Here is a 19,350-nt window from a genome sequence, read left to right as displayed (position 1 = left end):
CGCTTGTTCCAATAAGAAAGCGCAGTGAGAGCGCCGCGTTTTCCTATTGGCGCAAGCCGGCCCAGTTGGAGGTGGCTTATTTGCTGAACAATAAGTATCGTGTGCATGAGGTGGCCAAGGACTTCAATAAGAACTCCAAGGAGATCACCGACATTCTGACCAAATACGCGACTGCTCCCAAGAACCACATGCAGCCCCTGGAGGACAAGGAGCTGTCCCTGATTTTTGAGTATCTGACCCAGCACAATCAGGTGGAGAGCATCGAGAGCATCTACGCCGATGTGTATCGGGAGCCCAAGCCCGCCGCCAAGGCGGAGCCCAAGAACGACAAGCCTGCTGCGCCGGCCGCCAAGCCCCAGCAGCAGAACACCAAGCCCGCCCAGAACGAGGCGCCCGCCGCCAAGCCCGCTGCTCAGGCGGAGCAGCCCAAGCCCCAGCAGCCCCAGCAGAGCCGTCCCGCCACCCGGGTGCCTGAGAAGAAGGTGGTGGACACCCGCAAGAGCGGCAACGTGAACCTGGAGAAGTACGACCAGCGGCTGGAGGACCTGGCCGCCGGCAAGACCAAGCAGATGCAGGGAGGCAAGCAGAAGTTCCAGGGCGGCAACAAGCGCAAGGGCAACTTCCAGGGCGGCAACAAGCGCCGCCAGGAGGAGCAGGAGAAGATGCGCCGGCTCCAGCTGGAGATCGCCAAGAAGACCCCCCTCACCGTCAAGATCCCCGACGAGATCGGCGTGGGTGAGTTGGCCAGCCGGATGAAGAAGACCGGCGCCGAGGTGGTCAAGACTCTGATGAAGAACGGCGTCATGGCCTCCCTGTCCGACGTCATCGACTTCGACACCGCCGCCATCATCGCCGAGGAGCTGGGCTGCAAGGTGGAGCACGAGGTCATCGTCACCATCGAGGAGAAGCTCATCGACACCGCCGAGGACAAGGAAGAGGATCTGCTGCCCCGGGCTCCCGTGGTTGTGGTCATGGGCCACGTCGACCACGGCAAGACCTCTCTGCTGGACTATATCCGCAACGCCCACGTGGCTGCCGGCGAGGCCGGCGGCATCACCCAGCACATCGGCGCTTACCAGGTGAACGTCCAGGGCAAGGTCATCACCTTCCTGGACACCCCCGGCCACGAGGCCTTTACCGCCATGCGTGCCCGCGGCGCCATGATCACCGACGTGGCCATCCTGGTGGTGGCCGCCGACGACGGCATCATGCCCCAGACCGTGGAGTCCATCAACCACGCCAAGGCGGCCAATATTCCCATCATCGTAGCCATCAACAAGATGGATAAGCCGGAAGCCAACCCCGAGCGCATCAAGGAGCAGCTCACTAAGTACGAGCTGGTGCCCGAGGAGTGGGGCGGCGAGACCATCATCTGCCCCATTTCCGCCAAGACCGGCGAGGGCATCGACAACCTGCTGGAGATGGTCAACCTGACCGCCGAGATGCAGGAGCTGAAGGCCAACCCCAACCGTTCCGCCCACGGCGCCGTCATCGAGGCCCGTCTGGACAAGGGCCGCGGCCCCGTGGCCACCCTGCTGGTGCAGAACGGTACCCTCCATCAGGGCGACGTGATCATCGCCGGCACCGCTGTGGGCCGTGTCCGCGCCATGACCAACGCCAAGGGTGAGAAGCTCACCGAGGCCGGTCCCTCCGTGCCTGTGGAGATCATCGGCATGAGCGAAGTGCCCGGCGCCGGCGACGACTTCCACGCCGTGGCCGACGAGCGCATGGCCCGCGAGCTGGTGGAGCAGCGCAAGCACGAGCAGAAGATGGCCGCCTCCGGCCCCATGGGCAAGGTGAGCCTGGAGGATCTGTTCAGCCAGATCAAGCAGGGCGAGATGAAGGACCTGAACATCATCGTCAAGGCCGACGTTCAGGGCTCCGCCGAGGCCGTGAAGGCTTCTCTGGAGAAGCTCTCCAACGACGAGGTGCGGGTACGTGTCATCCACTGCGCGGTGGGCGCCATCAGCGAGAGCGACGTTATGCTGGCCACCACCTCCAACGCCATCATCGTGGGCTTCAACGTCCGTCCCGACAACAATGCCAAGGAGACCGCCGCCCGCAACAAGGTGGATATGCGCATGTACCGGGTGATCTACGACTGCATCAACGAGATCGAGACCGCCATGAAGGGCATGCTGGCGCCCAAGTTCAAGGAAGTGGAGCTGGGCACCGCCGAGGTGCGCAACGTGTTCCGCATCACCGGCGTGGGCATGGTTGCCGGCTGCTACGTCACCGAGGGCAAGATGCAGCGCGGCGCCAACATGCGTCTGCTGCGCGACAACATCGTCATCTATGACGGAGCCATCGCCTCCCTCCAGCGCTTCAAGGACAGCGTGAAGGAGGTCGCCGCCGGCTACGAATGTGGTATTACGTTTGAGAAGTTCCAGGACATCAAGGAAGGCGACATTATTGAAGCTTTCCTGATGGAGCAGATCGAGGTGTAAGCTGCCCCGTCTGACCGGACCGGAGCCCAGCGAAGCGGGTCCGGGCCGGAGAGGAGGAGCAACAAAACGGAGCGGATGTCCGGCGTGAGCCGGACGGAGCGGCGTGGCGTTTGCGACGACGAGATGGAGCAGATCGAAGTATAAACGTCAACACAAAATTAAATCAGACCCGTTCCGTCCCCAAGTCATTTGAGGAGGGGACGGGTCTGTATGCTTAATAGGAGAAAGATATGGCAAGTAATCGAATTGGACGCATCAATGAGGAGATCCAGCGTGAGCTGTCCACCCTCATCCGTACCGTGAAAGACCCCCGGGTCCACGGTCTGGTATCCATCACCGCGGTGGACACCACCTCCGACCTGCGGTACAGCAAAATCTACGTCAGCGTGCTGGACAAGAGCGACGTGAAGGAAGTGGTGAAGGGCCTGAAGTCCGCCGGCGGCTATCTGCGGCGGGAGCTGGGCCGGGCGCTGCAGCTGCGGTACACCCCGGAGCTGATCTTTGTGGAGGACGACTCCATCAACACCGGCGCCCACATCCTCAGCCTGCTGCGGGACCCTGAGGTGGTAAAGCCCGCCAATCCCGCCAACGCCCACATTGACCTGGACAGCGAGGAATAAGCGATGACGTATACCGAAGCGGCGGCCTGGCTGAAGAGCCACGACCGCTACCTGATTTTGACCCACAAGCGCCCTGACGGTGACACCATCGGCTGTGCCGCCGCCCTGTGCCGGGGCCTGCGGGGTCTGGGCAAGACCGCCCACATCTGCCCCGGCACCGGGGAGACCCACCTGTTCACCCCCTACCTGGAGGGCCTGCTGGCTCCCGAGGGGTATGAGCCTGACACCGTGGTCAGCGTGGATATCGCCGCCCGGAGCCTGTTCACCAAAGCCGGTGAACCCTGGCTGGAGCGGGGCATCGACCTGGCCATCGACCACCACCCCTCCCAGGAGTTCTTCGCCAAGGAGACCTGCCTGGACGCCTCCCGGGCGGCCTGCGGGGAGATCCTGTACGATATCCTGAAGGAGCTGGGGCAGGTCAACCGGGAGACCGCCGCGCCCCTCTATGTGGCGGTGTCCACCGACTGCGGCTGCTTCCAGTACGGCAACACCTCCGCCGACAGCCACCGGGTGGCGGCGGCGCTGATGGATACCGGGCTGGACGTGTTCCCCCTGAACAAGCGCCACTTCCGCACCAAGACCTGGGCCCGGCTCCAGGTGGAGCGGCTCATTGTGGAGCGGATGCACCGCTATGAGGACGGCAGGATCGCCGTGGCTCCCGTGTCCCTGTCTCTCATGGACGAGGCGGGCGCCACCGAGGAGGACATGGAGGATATCGCCGCTTTCCTGGGCCAGATCGAAGGGGTGGAGACCTCCGTCACCATCCGGGAGCTGGCCGAGGGCGGCTGCAAGCTGTCCGTGCGCACCTCCGCCGGACTGAACGCCACCAAAGTCTGCGCCCTTCTGGGGGGCGGCGGCCACGCCGCCGCGGCGGGCTGCACCGTCAGCGGCAGCCTGGAGCAGGCCGAGGAGCAGATCATGGACGCCATCCGGCAGGTGGAAGCGGATGGCTAACGGCGTTATTATCATCGATAAGCCCCAGGACTGGACCAGCATGGACGTATGTGCCAAGCTGCGGGGCGTCTTTCACGAGAAGCGCATCGGCCACGGCGGCACCCTGGACCCCATGGCCACCGGCGTGCTGCCGGTGTTCGTGGGCCGGGCCACCCGGGCGGTGGAGTTTGCCGTGGAGGGCGAAAAGGAATATCTGGCCGCTTTACAACTGGGTGTGATCACCAACACCCAGGACGCCACCGGCCAGGTGGTGGAGACCCGGCCGGTACACGTGGACCGGACCGCCCTGGAGGAGGCGCTGGCCGCCTTCCGGGGTGAGATCCAGCAGATCCCTCCCATGTATTCCGCCATCAAGATCAAGGGCAAGAAGCTCTACGAGCTGGCCCGGTCGGGGAAAGAGGTGGAGCGTGCGCCCAGAACGGTGACCATCCACGGTCTGGAGGTGCTGGACGCTCCTCCGGAGGGCTTTCCCCAGGGAGAAAACCTCTGGTACCTGAAGGTGACCTGCTCCAAGGGCACCTACGTGCGCACCCTGTGCCACGATATCGGGGCCGCCCTGGGCTGCGGCGGCAGCCTGTCCGCCCTGCGGCGGACCCGGGTGGGAGACTACGTGCTGGAAGGGGCGGTCACCCTGGAGCAGGCCCAGGCCGCTGACGACCCTGCCGCCCTGCTGATGCCGGTGGATACCTGCTTTGCGGGCCGGCCCATGCTGGTGCTCAAGAGCCTCCAGGCGGAGAAAAAGATACGAAACGGCGTGGCTTTGAACCTCCCCACGGCGCCGGGAGACGGGGAATACCGTCTGTACGGCGTGGATGGGTCCTTCCTGGCTCTGAGCCGGGTGGAGGGTCGCAAGCTCACCGCCATCAAGAGTTTTTTCGAGGTGTAGGAAGATGCAGCAAGAGAGACGGGTCATCGCCCTGGGCTTTTTTGACGGGGTGCACCTGGGCCACGGAGCCCTGCTTCGCCGGGTGGGAGAGGAAGCCGCCCGACTGGACGCGGTGCCGGCGGCGGTGACTTTTGATACCCATCCTGAGAATCTGATTTTGAAGGCCCCCGCCGTGCCCCTCCTCAGCTCCCCTCTGGACCGGGCGGAGCTGATGCGGCGGTACTACGGCATCCGTGACGTGATCGTGGCTCACTTTGACGAGCGGATGATGCACATGCCCTGGCGGGAGTTCGTCACCGACTACCTGGTAGGGGAGAACGGCGCGGTCCACCTGGTGGCGGGCCACGACTTCCACTTCGGCTACAAGGGGGAGGGCAACCCGGAGCGGCTGCGGCAGCTGTGCGGCGAGCTGGGCATCGGCTGTGACATCATCCCCAAGGTGGAGCGGGACCACATCACCGTCTCCTCCACCTATATCCGCACCCTCATCGCCCAGGGCGAGATGGAGCGGGCCAATGAGTTCCTGGGTCACCCCCACACCCTGACGGACACGGTGGCTCACGGCAAGAAGCTGGGCTCCACCCTGGGCTTCCCCACGGTGAACCTTCGCTTCCAGCCCGGCGTGCTGGTTCCGGCCTACGGCGTGTATGCCACAAAGGTGTGGTTCGAGAACGGGGAGAGCCGCCCGGCGGTGACCAACATCGGGGTGCGGCCCACCGTGGACGACGGCAACAAGGTGACGGTGGAGGGCTTCATCCTGGACTTCAGCGGCGACCTGTACGGCCAGACGGTGCGCATGGAGTTTTACAAGAAGTTGCGGGGCGAGCGGAAGTTCAGCGACCTGGCAGCCCTGAAGGAAGAGGTCATGCACAACGCGGAACAGACCAGAGCCTATTTCGCAGACCGGTAACAAGAGACTGCCCAAGACGGAAGGGGACATGATATGCGCTATCACAAGATCTATCCCGCAGCCATTTGTTTTTGTGCCTACCTGGTCGCCATCGGCGTCATTCTGGGGGATTATCGGGAGATCCTGCCGGGACTCTGGAAGATCATCCAGACGGAGGACGCCCTGATCACCGACTACGTTGAGATCGCCGGCATCAGCGCCGCCTTTGTCAACGCCGCCCTGGTGACCCTCATCAGCCTGGGTATCCTCCGGCTGAGCAAGGACCCTCTCAACGGCTACACCCTGGTGGAAATCGGCCTGATGGCGGGCTTTGCCCTTTTTGGCAAGAACATCGCCAACATCTGGCCCATCATCGGCGGCACCTTCCTGTACGCCAAGCTGCGGCGGGAGCCCTTTGGCAAGTACGCCTCGGTGTCCCTGCTGGCCACCGCCCTGTCGCCGGTGGTGAGCTACGTGGCCCTGGACAACGGCTGGGGCAACATCTGGTGGGCGCTGCTGATCGGAGCCCTGATCGGCTTCGTGCTGCCGCCCCTCAGCGCCTATACATACAAGATCCAGAACGGCATGAACCTGTACAACATGGGATTTGCTTGCGGCCTGCTGGCCACCATCATGGTGCCGGTGATGACCTCCCTGGGAGCCGACCCCAACATTGCCCACCACTGGGCCACCGGCTACAACCTGCAGCTGGGCATTTTCCTGGGCATCCTCTGCGTGGCACTCATCGCCGCGGGCCTCTTCTTCAGCGGCCGGCCCATCTGGGCCGCCTGGGCGGGCTACCGCCGGCTGCTGCTCACCACCGGCCGGGCGCCCAGTGACTACCTGCGTATGTTCGGCGCCGCCCCCACCCTCATCAATGTGGGTGTCAACGGCCTGATCGGCATGGCCTTCATCCTGGGCACCGGCGGCGACCTGAACGGTCCCACCCTGGGCGGCATCTTCACCATCATGGGCTTTTCCGCCTTCGGCAAGCACGCCCGGAACATCATCCCCATCATGGCCGGCGTAGTGCTGGGCGGCTTCTGCATGCACTGGCACATCAACGACAGCGCCGTGCAGCTGGCCCTCCTCTTCGGCACCACTCTGGCTCCCATCTCGGGCTACTTCGGCATCCCCTTCGGCGTGCTGGCCGGGTTCCTCCACTCCTCGGTGGTCCTCCGGGCAGGCACCCCGGTGGAGGGCTTCAACCTGTACAACAACGGCTTCTCCGGCGGCCTGCTGGCCATCGTGCTCTATCCGGTCATCTCGGAGGCCATCCGCCACCGCAAGCCGGAGCTCCAGGACGAGGAGTACCTGGACGCCTTCGAACACGACGGCCCGGTGGTCCCGCCCCCCATCTCCAAAGAATAGACAAAAGCAGCGCCCGTACCAAATCGGTACGGGCGCTGCTTTGTGGTTTTATCAGCCTTTCTTGCCGTCCCCGGCGGACTCAAAGGCGGCCTTGGCGGAGGCGCACAGCCCCGCCAGACCCTGGATCTCGGAGGGGATAATGAGCTTGGTGGCCTGACCGTCGGCGGCGGCCTGGAAGGCCTCCAGTGCCTTGATCTTCAGCACCGCCTCGTTGGGGTTGGCCTCGTTCAGCAGCTTCAGCGCCTCGGCGGTGGCCTGCTGCACCTTCAGGATGGCCTCGGCCTCGCCCTCGGCCTTCATGATGGCGGCCTGCTTGGCGGCGTCGGCCCGGAGGATGACGGACTGCTTCTCGCCCTCCGCCACCAGGATCTGGGACTGCTTCTGGCCCTCGGCCTGGAGGATGGCCTCGCGGCGTTCCCGCTCGGCCTTCATCTGCTTCTCCATGGCATCCTGGATCTCACGGGGCGGGATGATGTTCTTCAGCTCCACACGGTTGACCTTGATGCCCCAGGGGTCGGTGGCCTCGTCCAGGATGGCCCGCATCTTGGAGTTGATGATGTCGCGGCTGGTGAGGGACTGGTCCAGCTCCAGATCGCCGATGATGTTGCGCAGGGTGGTGGCGGTCAGGTTCTCGATGGCGCTCATGGGGTGCTCCACGCCGTAGGTGTACAGCTTGGGGTCGGTGATCTGGAAGTAGAGCACCGTGTCGATCTGCATGGTGACGTTATCCTTGGTGATAACGGGCTGGGGTGCGAAGTCCACCACCTGCTCCTTCAGGGAGACCGCCTTGGCCACCCGCTCAATGAAGGGGAGCTTGAAGTGGACGCCCACGCCCCACACGGCGTGGAAGGCGCCCATGCGCTCGATGACGTAGGCCTTGGACTGCTGGACGATCTTCAGGTTGGTGGCCAGTACCAGGATCAGAACCACGATCAGGATAATAATGATAATGGGTGTGAATGGGATGCTGGGCATACAGATTCCTCCCTTTCCTCTTTAGATCAATTCTCGTTGCGTTATTTCTGGCAGGCGGCGACGGGCAGAGGCGTTACAATGAGCTTGACTCCCTCAATGCGCAGGACCTTGATGGTGGCGCCGGCGGGGATCACGGAGTCGTCCTCGGTGCGGGCGGTCCACACCGCCCCTCTGACGGAGACCTGCCCGGTGGCCTTCAGGTTGTTGATGGTCTCAGTGACCACACCCTCAGAGCCCACCGCCCGGTCGGCGTTGGTAGCCACCTGCTTGGGCGTCACATAGCGGCGCGCCAGAGGCCGGATAATGAGCAGGCTGACGAGGGACACCGCCAGGAACACCCCGAACTGCACCCAGATATTGTGGATGAAAAACGACGTGATCAGGGCGGCCAGGGAGCCCAAGGCGAACCACAGGGACACCAGCCCCACGGTAGCCGCCTCCAGCACCAGCAGGGCAATGAGGGCGACCAGCCAGAGAATACTGGGAATCGGCATGGGCATACCTCCTTTCGTACTGCTATCCTACCATACTTGTCTGCAAAAGAAAAGTAAAATTCCATTCCGTATTTGCCAACAGCGGGGAAATAGAGTATACTTTAACCATATATGTATGGAGTAAGGAGCGAACTATGAGAGAACTGGAGCTGCTGATCCCCACCCTGTTCGGCCTGGAGGGCCTGTGCGCCGAGGAGCTGCGCCGGCTGGAGCTGCCCTGGGTGCGGGCGGAGAACGGCCGGGTGTGCTGCGGCGCGCGGCAGGAGGATATTCCCCGGATCAATCTGAACCTGCGCACCGGCGAGCGGGTGCTGCTGGTGCTGGGCCGGTATGACGCCCGGGATTTTGAAGCCCTGTTTGAAGGGGCCAAGGCGCTGCCCTGGGAGCATTATATTCCCCGGGACGGAGCCTTTCCGGTGAAGGGCTACTCCCTCAACTCTCAGCTCCACGCGGTGCCCGCCTGCCAGGCCATCCTGAAGAAGGCCATTGCCGCCCGGCTGGGGGCGAAATACGGCCTGCAAACCCTGCCGGAGACCGGGGCGCTGTATCAGGTGCAGTTCTCCATTATGCGGGACGAGGTGACCCTGATGCTGGACACCACCGGACCGGGGCTCTACAAGCGGGGCTACCGGGCGGTGGGCGTGGCCGCGCCTCTGCGGGAGACCCTGGCCGCCGCCCTGGTGCTCCTCTCCCGCTATCGGGGACGGGACCCCTTCTGCGATCCCTTCTGCGGCTCGGGCACCATCGCCATCGAGGCCGCCCTCATTGCCAAGAACCGGGCGCCCGGCCTGAACCGGTCCTTCTCCGCCCAGAAGTGGAAGTGGCTGGACAGCGGCCTGTGGCTGCGTGCCGGGGACGAGGCCATGGACAAGGAATATCACGGCCAGTACGACATCTGGGGCGGCGACATCGACCCCAAGGCGGTGGCCATTGCCCGGGACAACGCGGTGAAGGCCGACGTGGAGGACTGCGTCCGCTTTGAGGTGGCCGATGCCGCCAAATTCCACCGGGACGAGCCCCGGGGCCGGGTGGTCACCAACCCGCCCTACGGGGAGCGGCTGCTGGAGAAGCAGGAGGCGGAGGAACTCTACCGCACCTTCGGCCGGGCGGTCCGGGGTCTGCCCGAAGGCTGGCAGGTGGGCGTGCTCTCCTCCCACACGGAGTTTGAGCGTACCTTTGGAAAGACGGCGGACAAAAAGCGGAAGCTGTACAACGGCATGCTGAAGTGCGACCTGTTTTTGTATGGGATAAAAGGACGAGGGTAATGCAATGAAACGGAATGGAAAGAAGCTATGGCTGCGGAGCTGGGCCGCCGTGCTGGCCCTGTGCCTGCTGCTGGGGGGACAGGCCCTGGCCGCTCCCGCCGGGTCCACGGTGTGGGGTTACAGCGAGGGTCTGGCCCAGTGTGAGCTCAATGGCAAGTGGGGCTACGTGAACGGGGACCGGGAAGTGGTCATCCCTCTGCAATATAACAGCATCGTCTCCTTCTCCCTGGGGGTGGCGGCGGTGAACCTGAACGGCAAGCTGGGGGTCATCCGGCAGGACGGGGCCTATCTGATCCAGCCGGAGTACGACACCCTGATGCCCATCAATTGCGGCCTGTACATCGCCCAGAAGGGGGGCAGCTGGGGCGTGGTGAGCATCCTGCCCTTTTCTGACGGAGAGGGCGGCGCCACCAATGTGCTCTATGAGCTGGCCTATGACAGCGTAAAGGTGGAGGAGCAGGGTGGCGTTCAGGTGCTCACCCTGCGGGACGGAAAGGGCGGCGTGACCCGGGTGCCGGTCTTTGATCTGCCGGGCATCCTGGTGCGCAAGAACGTGCCCTCCGCTCACTTCCCTCTGACCCGGGGGAAGCTGCCAAAATTCTCCGACGTGTCCCAGAAGGAGTGGTACGCCCTGTGGGTGGATATCGCCTATAACGTGGGTCTGGTGTCCGGGGTGGGGGATAACCGCTTCAACCCCGGCGGCACCATGACGGTGGCCGAGACCCTCCAGCTGGCCGCCACCATCGAGAGCCGCTACCGGGACGACAGCTTCCACAAGAGCGCCCAGACCGGGCCCAACTGGTACACCGGCGCGGTGAATTACTGCATCGCCAGCGGCATCATCAAGAGCGGACAGTTCTCCCAGAAGGACTATACCCGCCCGGCCACCCGGCTGGAGATGGCCCAGATCTTTGCCGCCACCAGCCCGGTGAAGGACATGCCCACCCTGAACAATGCCATTCGGGTGCGTACCTCCATCCCCGACGTCCTGCCCACCTCCACGGGGGCCTCGTCGGTGTATACCCTGTATGAGAAGGGTCTGCTGTCCGGCGTGGACAGCAAGCTCACCTTCCACCCGGGCGGCACCATGACCCGGGCAGAGGCGGCGGCGCTGGCCTCCCGGATTGCCCGGGCGGAGCAGCGGATCACCCTGTGGGGGGAGTATGACGGGACCGCGCTGGTCTCTTGATCGATTACATAAGCAAAAAGGAGGCTGGGGCCTGCGTGAAGCATCTGTTCCTCATCAACCCCTATGCCGGAAAATATGACCGCAGTCAGGAAATGAAGGAGAAGATCCGCGCCGCCATGGCGGACCGGGGGGAGCCCTGGGAGGCGGCGGTGACGGAATATGCCGGCCACGGCGTGGAGCTGGTCCGTGCCGCGGCGGAGCTTGGGGAGCCCCTGCGGGTGTACGCCTGCGGCGGGGACGGCACTCTGAACGAGGCGGTGAACGGCGCCGCCGGCTATGAGCATGTGGCGGTGACCCACTACCCCATGGGCTCGGGCAACGACTTTCTGCGGATGTTCGGTCCGGATGCCAGCCGGTTCTATGATCTGAAGGAGCTGCTGGACGGACCCCAGACTCCCATGGACCTCATTGCGTGCGGGGACCGGCTGGCCCTCAACGTCTGCTCCATCGGCTTTGACGCCCGCATCGGCTTGGGTGTGGCCGACTTCAAGAAGCTGCCTCTGGTCAACGGCACCATGGCCTATCAGCTCTCCGCCGTGCGCACCATCGTCCAGGGCATCCACCGCCCCTACCGGGTGGAGGTGGACGGGGAGACGGTGCCGGGAGAGGAATTTACCCTGATCTGCGCCTGCAACGGCCGGTACTACGGCGGCGGCTTCAATCCCAGCCCCGACGCCATGCCGGACGACGGCCTGCTGCATTTTGTCATCATCCCCGCCGTGTCCCGCCTCACCGTGCTGGCGCTCATTAAGAAGTTTGCCCGGGGAGAGGCGGGGGAGATCCCCGGGGTCATCCTCCGCCAGGGCCGGGAGCTGAAGGTGACCTGCGACCGGATGAGCATGATCAACCTGGACGGCGAGCGGGTGGACGGGATGGAGCTTCTGGCCCGCCTGTCGGACAAGAAGGTGAACTTCATCTATCCCGCCGGCGCCTGCTGGCGTTAGCACTCCGCCCTGGGGTTTGTGAACAAAACTTGAACTTTTTAAAAATCAACCCCCTTTTCTGAAAAAAGGGGGTTGATTTTTTTGGCCGAGAGGGGTATTATCTTACTTGTGGTTAGCACTCCGGCAAAATGAGTGCTAACAAATTGAATCGCTTAATAAGAAAATAAAGATACATGTAAGGAGGAACCCATTATGAAACTCAAGCCTCTTGCCGACCGTGTGGTCATCAAGCTGGTCGAGGCCGAAGAGAAGACCAAGAGTGGCATCATCCTGACCGGTGCTGCCAAGGAGAAGCCCGAGGTGGCCGAAGTCATCGAGGTGGGCCCCGGCGGACTGGTGGACGGCAAGGAAGTCACCATGACCGTGAAGGTGGGCGACAAGGTCATCACCAGCAAGTACTCCGGCACCGAGGTCAAGGTGGACGGCGAGGAGTACACCATCGTCCGTCAGTCTGATATCCTGGCTATCGTTGAGTGATCGCCTGACTGCTGCACAAACACTGATTTCCGGGCGGCGCTGACCGCCTGATACAAATGGAGGTAATTCGTTATGGCTAAGGTTATTTGCTACGGCGAGGAAGCCCGTCACGCTCTGGAGCGGGGCGTTAACCAGCTCGCCGATACCGTTAAGATCACCATGGGTCCCAAGGGCCGCAACGTGGTGCTGGACAAGAAGTTCGGCGCTCCCCTCATCACCAACGACGGCGTGACCATCGCCAAGGAGATCGAGCTGGACGATCCCTTTGAGAACATGGGCGCTCAGCTGGTGAAGGAAGTCTCCACCAAGACCAACGACGTGGCCGGCGACGGCACCACCACCGCCACCCTGCTGGCTCAGGCCATCATCCGCGAGGGTCTGAAGAACCTGGCTGCCGGTGCCAACCCCATGGTCATGAAGAAGGGCATCGCCAAGGCTACCAACGCCGCCATCGAGGCCATCAAGGCCAACAGCCAGAAGGTCAACGGCTCCGACGACATCGCTCGTGTCGGCACCGTGTCCTCCGGCGACGAGACCGTGGGCAAGCTGATTGCTGAGGCCATGGAGAAGGTTTCCCACGACGGCGTCATCACCGTTGAGGAGTCCAAGACCGCCGAGACCTATTCCGAGGTCGTGGAAGGCATGCAGTTCGACCGGGGCTACATCACCCCCTATATGGTCACCGACACCGAGAAGATGGAGGCCGTCCTGGACGACGCTCTCATTCTGATCACCGATAAGAAGATCTCCAACATTCAGGAGCTGCTGCCCATCCTGGAGCAGGTGGTGCAGTCCGGCAAGAAGCTGCTGGTCATCGCCGAGGACGTGGAGGGCGAGGCTCTGTCCACCCTGATCGTCAACAAGCTGCGCGGCACCCTGAACGTGGTGTGCGTCAAGGCCCCCGGCTTCGGCGACCGCCGCAAGGAGATGCTGCAGGATATCGCTGTCCTCACCGGCGGCACTGTGATCTCCGCTGAGGTTGGCCTGGAGCTGAAGGAAGCCACCATGGATCTGCTGGGCAAGGCCCGTCAGGTGAAGGTCTCCAAGGAGAACACCATCATCGTGGACGGCGCCGGCAATGCCGACGACATCAAGGCCCGTGTGGCTCAGATCCGTTCTCAGATCGAGACCACCACTTCCGACTACGACCGCGAGAAGCTGCAGGAGCGTCTGGCCAAGATGGCCGGCGGTGTGGCTATCATCCGCGTGGGCGCCGCCACTGAGGTGGAGATGAAGGAGAAGAAGCTCCGCATCGAGGACGCCCTGAACGCTACCCGCGCCGCTGTTGAGGAAGGCATCGTGGCCGGCGGCGGCACCGCTTATGTGAACGCCGTGCCCGCCGTGGAGAAGCTGCTGGCTGAGTCCGAGGGCGACGAGAAGACCGGTGTCCGCATCATCGCCAAGGCTCTGACCGAGCCCATGCGCCAGATTGCTACCAACGCCGGCATCGACGGCTCCGTGGTTCTAGAGAACGTGAAGAAGGCCAACAAGGTTGGCTACGGCTTCGACGCTTACAGCGAGGAGTACGTGGACATGATCTCCGCCGGTATCGTGGATCCCACCAAGGTGACCCGCTCCGCTCTGGAGAACGCCGCTTCCATCGCCTCCGTGCTGCTGACCACCGAGTCCCTGGTGGCCGACAAGAAGGAGCCCACTCCTCCCGCTGCTCCCGCTCCCGACATGGGCGGCATGTATTAATCAACTGCCAAGGTTTAGGCCCCCGGAACAATGTTCCGGGGGCCTTTCTTGTCGGCCACCAGGCCAAGCGTTTTGCCGGAGGCAAAACCTTGATGCCGGGCGGATTCACTCCGCCCGAGCAGATAAAAGGGAAGGGGTCCCCGTGAAATCGCTGATTTCACGGGGGTAGGCCGGCAAGAAGGAGCCCACTCCTCCTGCTGCTCCCGCTCCCGACATGGGCGGCATGTATTAAGCAATTGCTAAATGAAGGTCCCCGGAACAATGTTCCGGGGACCTTTTTTGTCGGCTGCTGGGCTTCCATCCACGTAACAGCAAGAGGCGCCGGGTGCAACGCATCCGGCGCCTCTTGCTGCATATAAATCCAAAAAGTTTTTTACGCCTCGGCAGGAGAAGCTACCAGGAACAGGTGGTCGCTGCCGCCCTCAGACTCCGGGAAAGCGCCGTACATGGAGAAGTTGTACATAAAGCGCTCCGCCATCAGGATGCCGTAGCCGTCCTGGCAGTGGTCGGTGGTGTCGTAGGGATCGGCGACGATGAAGACGTCGTCCTGCTGGGTCTCGGTGCCCATGGTGTCGTAGCCGATAATGACCTGCCAGTGACCGCCCCAGTCATTGTAGCAAACCATGACGGGCTTTCCCTCTGCCAGCCAGCCCTGGATGGTGTCCATCCAGACCTCGGAGGCAGGGTCCTCGTAGTCAAGGGTGGTGGTATATGTAAATCCGCCTACGCCGTCAAAAATATCCATGGCCTGCTTCAGGGTGGTGCCGGGATAACCGGCCAGCTCCGTGCCCTCCAGAGAGTGGCGCAGGGCGGCCAGGCTCTCCTCGTTCCAGTCGCCCAGCTGATCGTACCAGTTGAGCACCATCAGGGCGCTGGTCACGCCGCAGGCCCATTCGCTGGTCTGCTGCATGGTCTGAAAGCCGGTGAGGATGGTCAGGGTGTCGCTGGACTCCATGTTGTAGAAATCCGGATGGGCGAAATAGGGGGAATCCGCATGGTCGCCCAGCCGCTCCACGGAGTCGGCGCCGTCCTCGGGAGACAGGTCTGTCGCGTAGGGGATCTTCATCGCATCGGTGAAGGCGGCGTTGTTTTCCGCCGCGTTAGGTGTGGCATCCACTTGGGATGTTTGGGCCGCCCCAGTCGGCTGGTTCCCTCCCGACGGATTGGTGCATCCGGCCAGCAGGCCGGCGGTCAGGGTCAGGGTCAGCGCCAGAGTGACATGTTGTTTCATTTCTCGATCTCCTTTGTTTTTCCGATTCTGCGGCGAAGCGCAGTGGAATGAATTATATTCCATTCCGAAGGAAATTTCAAGAAAAAATTCAGCGCGCTACTATGCAGCCGGCTTATTGTTTTTTATGTGGAAACTAGTATGATATGTGACAGAAGAAGGCAAACCGCCACCAGAGGAGACCTGGCGCGTCTTATGTGCGGAATGAGGCGACAATCGGAAAGGAGCATGTGGAAATGAAGAAGCGCATCTTTGCATCCCTTTTGGCCTGTGCGCTGCTGTTTGTTGGCCTATCTCCCGTTTCACAGGCAGCGGACTACGATTTCAGCAGAGATATGCCTGACGTCTTTCAGGGCGACGGCCTGTACATCACGGTCACCCCCTGGGAGATCAAAAACAATCAGGAGGGGTGGAAGGCGAAACCCGACAAATATGTCCATACCTTCGGGGAGACCGGCTTTATAGAAGGATACATGCCGGTCATGAGAACGGGGATCATGACGGATGACCATGGCTATGAGATCGGAGAGATCGACTATCTGAACTATGTGGATAAAAACGGGAACCTTCTGGATCTCTCCCATTTGGAGACCCCGCCCACCAGAATTCCTCTCACATCCTTTTACTTCAGCGAAGGGCTGTGCCTGTATTACGACGATACGACCGGCCTGTTTGGTTATATGGATACCCAGGGAAACCTGGTCATTGAACCCCAGTTCAAATTGGCGCAGCCGTTCCATGACGGAGTAGCCTGGACCATCCGTGAGGAAGACTATGAATCCAAGTCGGTCTCGTTCATCGATCACTCCGGCAATACCGTTCTTTGCCTGCCGGGCGCACATTTGAACGTCGGACGTTACTTCTCTCATGGCCTGGTCCCCTTTTCCGGAACTCTGGATGGCAAATACTTCGTGGGATATCTGGACAAGCAGGGAAAGCCGGCCATAACCCTCTTCCGCGGTGATCTCCGGGATTATGACCTGGATCAGTATCTCCAGGTCGATGTTATAGCGGACAGCATGTTTGAATTCAGCAGCATCTTTTCTGAGGATGGCTATGCCCTTCTCATAGATTCCAGAGGCGGGCGGCGCTACCCCTGCTACGTCGTCATCGACACCAAGGGAAATCAGGTCGGCGTCATCGATGTGGATCCCCCTCAATATCTGGAGCTGCATAATATCATCCATGACGGAATGATCGCCGGGGTAGAGATCCAGGGCAACGGCCCTCTGGAAACAGGCCAGGGCGCCGTGTTTGATAGATACGGCAACCAGGTACTCCCGGCCGGAAGTACCTTGGGGACCTTCTTCGACAGCGGCGTCATTCCGGCGTACTCCCACGACAGCCGGACCCCGCTGGTGCTGGATACCCGCGGCAACGTGGTCATTCCGCCGTTGAATCCGTCAAACGGCTACACCCATCCCTATGCGGATCTCTACGATTTCCACGATGGTGTTGCCTTTATGTGTGTAAACGTTTCCCATACAGAAACGGACTTTTATCTTCTGGAAGTCCATCAGGGTACCTATACCGGCTCCGGCCAGGTCTATAACTCGGTCACCGGCCAGATGACCGGCGGCGGCACCATCCCCACCGACCCCGGCACCGACACTCCCTCCTCCTGGGCGGCGGAGCAGGTGGATCAGGCCATTTCCGCCGGCATCGTGCCCGATTCCCTCCAGTCCCAGTACACCCAGACCGCCACCCGGGCTCAGTTCTGCGCCCTGGCCGTGGAGCTGTACGAGACCGTCAAGGGCGCTGAGATCACCCAGCGCACCACCTTCACCGACACCACCGACGTCAATGTGCAGAAGATGGGCGCCCTGGGTATCGTCACCGGCGTGGGCGGCGGCAAATTCAACCCTGACGGCACCCTGACCCGGGAGCAGGCCGCCACCATGCTCTCCCGTCTGGCAGAGGCCGTGGGTAAGCCCCTGTCCGCTCAGGCTCCCACCTTTGCCGACAATGCCTCCGTCTCCTCCTGGGCCTTTGACGCGGTGGGCCAGATGCAGGCCAGCGGCATCATGGGCGGCGTGGGCAGCAATACCTTCGCTCCCCAGGGCAGCTATTCCAGAGAGCAGAGCATCATCACCATGCTCCGGCTGTACGAGACCGTAAAGTAAAAAAATCCCGGTCCCTGTGAAGGGAACCGGGAAAAACAGGGCCACTGCAACATGTGTGTTGCAGTGGCCCTGCGTTTTACTTTCTTACCGCCTCAAACTGGTCCAGCACCGTCTGACGGGGCGCGGGGGTGAGGAGGGAGACCACCACGATGGCGATCAGGGCACAGCAGAAGGCGGGCAGCAGCTCGTAAATGGCCCACACGCCGCCCATGGGGGCGATGAGGAACTTCCACACAAAGACCATCACGCCGCCCACGATCATGCCCGCCAGGGCGCCCCACTTGTTGGAGCGCTTCCAGAACAGGGCCATCAGCATGGTGGGGCCGAAGGCGGCGCCGAAGCCCGCCCAGGCGAAGGACACCACCCGGAACACGGAGCTGTTGGGGTCCCGGGCCAGGAAGGCGGCGATGAGGGCGATGATGATCATCACCGACCGGGCCACGATCATGCCCCGCTTACCGCTGAGGTTGCGCTTGAGGAAGTCGTTGCCCAGATCCTGAGAGATGGAGGAGGAGGCAGCCAGCAGCTGGCTGTCGGCGGTGGACATGGTAGCCGCCAGGATGCCCGCCAGGATGACGCCGGCCAGCAGAGCGGGGATGGCGCCGAACTGGCTGATAAGGCTGGCGATGCGGACGATGATGGTCTCGGAGTCGGCCAGCTGCTCCAGCGCGCCGGCCCGGGTCATGGCGTTGCCCACCAGGCCGATGAAGATAGCCACGCCCATGGAGATGACCACCCAGGAGGAGGCCACCCGGCGGGAGAGCTTCAGCTTCTGCTCGTCCTCAATAGCCATGAACCGCACCAGGATGTGGGGCATGCCGAAGTAGCCAAGGCCCCAGGCCAGCAGGGAGCAGATGGTGAGCAGGCCGTAAGGATTGGAGCCGCCGGTGGCGGGGTCGTGGATGCTGGTGAGGGACAGGTAGCCCGCCATGGACCGGGCGTTGTCCATCACCGCGTCCAGGCCGCCGGCCTGGGTGATGCCGAAGCCCAGTACCACGATGAGGGCCACCGTCATGATGATGGACTGGATCAGGTCGGTGAAGGAGGCGGCCAGGAAGCCGCCCATAACGGTGTAGATCACGATGACGGCGGCGGAGATCAGCATGGCGGTGAGGTAGTCCATGCCGAACAGGGTGGAAAACAGCTTGCCGCAGGCGGAGAAGCCGGAGGCGGTGTAGGGGATGAAGAAGATGATGATGACCAGGGCGGCGATAGCGGAGAGCAGGCACCGGTCATCCTCCCAGCGCTTGGAGAAGAACTGAGGCACGGTGATGGCGTCCAGCTGGTGGGAGTACCGCCGGATCCGCCGGGCCACAATGAGCCAGTTCAAGTAAGTACCCACCACCAGGCCGATGGCGGTCCAGCTGGCCTCTGCCAGGCCGGTGAGGTAGGCCACGCCGGGCAGGCCCATCAGCAGCCAGGAGGACATATCGCTGGCCTCGGCGCTCATGGCGGTGACGAAGGGACCCAGCTTCCGTCCTCCCAGGTAGAAGTCGTCCACGGATTCGTTTTTCTTGGCACAGATCCAGCCGATCCACAGCATGAACAGCAGATAGACCACAATGGCCAGCAGGATCAGGATTTGCGCGGTGGTCATGGAAACACGCTCCTTTTCTCTTATACACTCCAGTCCCGGACACACAACCAGGACAATATGAGTATTATAGCACAGCACAGTAAGAAAGAAAACACAAAATTCCGCATAAAAATGGGTCAATTCCAGAAAAATTCCCGGGCCCGCCCGGTTTTTTCCCACTGCTTGTATCAAAATGGTCAACTTTTCCCTCTGA

The 19,350-nt window shown here is 62.3% G+C and carries 16 protein-coding genes; 12 read left to right on the top strand and 4 right to left on the bottom strand.

Features of this window, described 5'->3' with window-relative positions; translation table 11 throughout:
• Window positions 1-65: 65 nt before the first annotated feature.
• From infB to ACTNB1_RS05520, 6 genes are all read left to right on the top strand, one after another.
• The gene (infB, locus tag ACTNB1_RS05545) at window positions 66-2,447 is read left to right on the top strand and encodes a translation initiation factor IF-2 (protein WP_441168267.1); all 2,382 of its coding nucleotides are present in this window, start codon (window positions 66-68) and stop codon (window positions 2,445-2,447) included.
• Between the two features lie 230 nt (window positions 2,448-2,677).
• Window positions 2,678-3,067, top strand: coding sequence for a 30S ribosome-binding factor RbfA (gene rbfA, locus ACTNB1_RS05540; RefSeq protein WP_441168266.1), 390 nt, complete (start codon window positions 2,678-2,680; stop codon window positions 3,065-3,067).
• 3 nt (window positions 3,068-3,070) lie between these two features.
• Window positions 3,071-4,021 carry a DHH family phosphoesterase gene (locus ACTNB1_RS05535; RefSeq protein WP_441168265.1) on the top strand — a complete coding sequence of 317 codons (951 nt, stop codon included), beginning with the start codon at window positions 3,071-3,073 and terminating at the stop codon, window positions 4,019-4,021.
• Window positions 4,014-4,907, top strand: a complete 894-nt coding sequence (truB, locus tag ACTNB1_RS05530; protein ID WP_441168264.1) for a tRNA pseudouridine(55) synthase TruB — start codon at window positions 4,014-4,016, stop codon at window positions 4,905-4,907. Before ACTNB1_RS05535 ends, truB begins: the two co-directional genes overlap by 8 nt.
• A gap of 4 nt (window positions 4,908-4,911) precedes the next feature.
• Window positions 4,912-5,817: a riboflavin biosynthesis protein RibF gene (ribF, locus tag ACTNB1_RS05525; RefSeq protein ID WP_441168263.1), complete on the top strand. Its 906-nt coding sequence runs from the start codon at window positions 4,912-4,914 to the stop codon at window positions 5,815-5,817.
• A gap of 33 nt (window positions 5,818-5,850) precedes the next feature.
• Complete coding sequence (locus ACTNB1_RS05520; protein ID WP_441168262.1) at window positions 5,851-7,167, top strand: DUF1576 domain-containing protein; 1,317 nt, start codon at window positions 5,851-5,853, stop codon at window positions 7,165-7,167.
• A gap of 51 nt (window positions 7,168-7,218) precedes the next feature.
• Here the strand turns inward: ACTNB1_RS05520 and ACTNB1_RS05515 are convergent, their stop codons facing one another.
• The gene (locus tag ACTNB1_RS05515; protein WP_441168261.1) at window positions 7,219-8,142 is read right to left on the bottom strand and encodes an SPFH domain-containing protein; all 924 of its coding nucleotides are present in this window, start codon (window positions 8,140-8,142) and stop codon (window positions 7,219-7,221) included.
• Window positions 8,143-8,183: 41 nt separating this feature from the next.
• Window positions 8,184-8,636 carry an NfeD family protein gene (locus ACTNB1_RS05510; RefSeq protein WP_441168260.1) on the bottom strand — a complete coding sequence of 151 codons (453 nt, stop codon included), beginning with the start codon at window positions 8,634-8,636 and terminating at the stop codon, window positions 8,184-8,186.
• 134 nt (window positions 8,637-8,770) lie between these two features.
• Here ACTNB1_RS05510 and ACTNB1_RS05505 point away from each other — a divergent pair, with 134 nt between their 5' ends.
• The 5 genes from ACTNB1_RS05505 to groL all read left to right on the top strand — a co-directional run bounded on the left by ACTNB1_RS05505 (window position 8,771) and on the right by groL (window position 14,209).
• On the top strand, window positions 8,771-9,901 hold the full coding sequence (locus ACTNB1_RS05505; RefSeq protein ID WP_441168259.1) for a THUMP domain-containing class I SAM-dependent RNA methyltransferase: 1,131 nt from the start codon (window positions 8,771-8,773) through the stop codon (window positions 9,899-9,901).
• A gap of 4 nt (window positions 9,902-9,905) precedes the next feature.
• The gene (locus ACTNB1_RS05500; RefSeq protein WP_441168258.1) at window positions 9,906-11,090 is read left to right on the top strand and encodes a WG repeat-containing protein; all 1,185 of its coding nucleotides are present in this window, start codon (window positions 9,906-9,908) and stop codon (window positions 11,088-11,090) included.
• Between the two features lie 35 nt (window positions 11,091-11,125).
• The gene (locus ACTNB1_RS05495) at window positions 11,126-12,034 is read left to right on the top strand and encodes a diacylglycerol/lipid kinase family protein (protein WP_441168257.1); all 909 of its coding nucleotides are present in this window, start codon (window positions 11,126-11,128) and stop codon (window positions 12,032-12,034) included.
• 192 nt (window positions 12,035-12,226) lie between these two features.
• Window positions 12,227-12,511 (top strand): co-chaperone GroES, encoded by a 285-nt coding sequence (locus ACTNB1_RS05490; protein WP_087343688.1) that lies wholly within the window; start codon window positions 12,227-12,229, stop codon window positions 12,509-12,511.
• 72 nt (window positions 12,512-12,583) lie between these two features.
• Window positions 12,584-14,209 (top strand): chaperonin GroEL, encoded by a 1,626-nt coding sequence (gene groL / locus ACTNB1_RS05485; protein WP_441168256.1) that lies wholly within the window; start codon window positions 12,584-12,586, stop codon window positions 14,207-14,209.
• A gap of 373 nt (window positions 14,210-14,582) precedes the next feature.
• Here the strand turns inward: groL and ACTNB1_RS05480 are convergent, their stop codons facing one another.
• Window positions 14,583-15,440 carry a papain-like cysteine protease family protein gene (locus tag ACTNB1_RS05480; protein WP_441168255.1) on the bottom strand — a complete coding sequence of 286 codons (858 nt, stop codon included), beginning with the start codon at window positions 15,438-15,440 and terminating at the stop codon, window positions 14,583-14,585.
• A gap of 233 nt (window positions 15,441-15,673) precedes the next feature.
• Here ACTNB1_RS05480 and ACTNB1_RS05475 point away from each other — a divergent pair, with 233 nt between their 5' ends.
• On the top strand, window positions 15,674-17,560 hold the full coding sequence (locus ACTNB1_RS05475) for an S-layer homology domain-containing protein (RefSeq protein WP_441168254.1): 1,887 nt from the start codon (window positions 15,674-15,676) through the stop codon (window positions 17,558-17,560).
• Between the two features lie 76 nt (window positions 17,561-17,636).
• Here the strand turns inward: ACTNB1_RS05475 and putP are convergent, their stop codons facing one another.
• A complete protein-coding gene (putP, locus tag ACTNB1_RS05470) occupies window positions 17,637-19,157 on the bottom strand; it encodes a sodium/proline symporter PutP (protein ID WP_441168253.1) in 1,521 nt (506 codons plus the stop codon).
• Window positions 19,158-19,350: the final 193 nt, after the last annotated feature.

It is taken from the genome of Flavonifractor sp. HCP28S3_F3 (assembly GCF_052065355.1).
GTDB lineage: Bacteria > Bacillota > Clostridia > Oscillospirales > Oscillospiraceae > Flavonifractor.
This window is presented reverse-complemented; position numbering and strand designations above follow the sequence as displayed.

Coding starts and splice junctions, on each gene's coding strand:
- rbfA (WP_441168266.1), top strand. CDS start 2,678: ATGGCAAGTAATCGAATTGGACGCATCAATGAGGAGATCCAGCGTGAG.
- ACTNB1_RS05535 (WP_441168265.1), top strand. CDS start 3,071: ATGACGTATACCGAAGCGGCGGCCTGGCTGAAGAGCCACGACCGCTAC.
- truB (WP_441168264.1), top strand. CDS start 4,014: ATGGCTAACGGCGTTATTATCATCGATAAGCCCCAGGACTGGACCAGC.
- ribF (WP_441168263.1), top strand. CDS start 4,912: ATGCAGCAAGAGAGACGGGTCATCGCCCTGGGCTTTTTTGACGGGGTG.
- ACTNB1_RS05520 (WP_441168262.1), top strand. CDS start 5,851: ATGCGCTATCACAAGATCTATCCCGCAGCCATTTGTTTTTGTGCCTAC.
- ACTNB1_RS05515 (WP_441168261.1), bottom strand. CDS start 8,142: ATGCCCAGCATCCCATTCACACCCATTATCATTATTATCCTGATCGTG.
- ACTNB1_RS05510 (WP_441168260.1), bottom strand. CDS start 8,636: ATGCCGATTCCCAGTATTCTCTGGCTGGTCGCCCTCATTGCCCTGCTG.
- ACTNB1_RS05505 (WP_441168259.1), top strand. CDS start 8,771: ATGAGAGAACTGGAGCTGCTGATCCCCACCCTGTTCGGCCTGGAGGGC.
- ACTNB1_RS05500 (WP_441168258.1), top strand. CDS start 9,906: ATGAAACGGAATGGAAAGAAGCTATGGCTGCGGAGCTGGGCCGCCGTG.
- ACTNB1_RS05490 (WP_087343688.1), top strand. CDS start 12,227: ATGAAACTCAAGCCTCTTGCCGACCGTGTGGTCATCAAGCTGGTCGAG.
- groL (WP_441168256.1), top strand. CDS start 12,584: ATGGCTAAGGTTATTTGCTACGGCGAGGAAGCCCGTCACGCTCTGGAG.
- ACTNB1_RS05480 (WP_441168255.1), bottom strand. CDS start 15,440: ATGAAACAACATGTCACTCTGGCGCTGACCCTGACCCTGACCGCCGGC.
- ACTNB1_RS05475 (WP_441168254.1), top strand. CDS start 15,674: ATGAAGAAGCGCATCTTTGCATCCCTTTTGGCCTGTGCGCTGCTGTTT.
- putP (WP_441168253.1), bottom strand. CDS start 19,157: ATGACCACCGCGCAAATCCTGATCCTGCTGGCCATTGTGGTCTATCTG.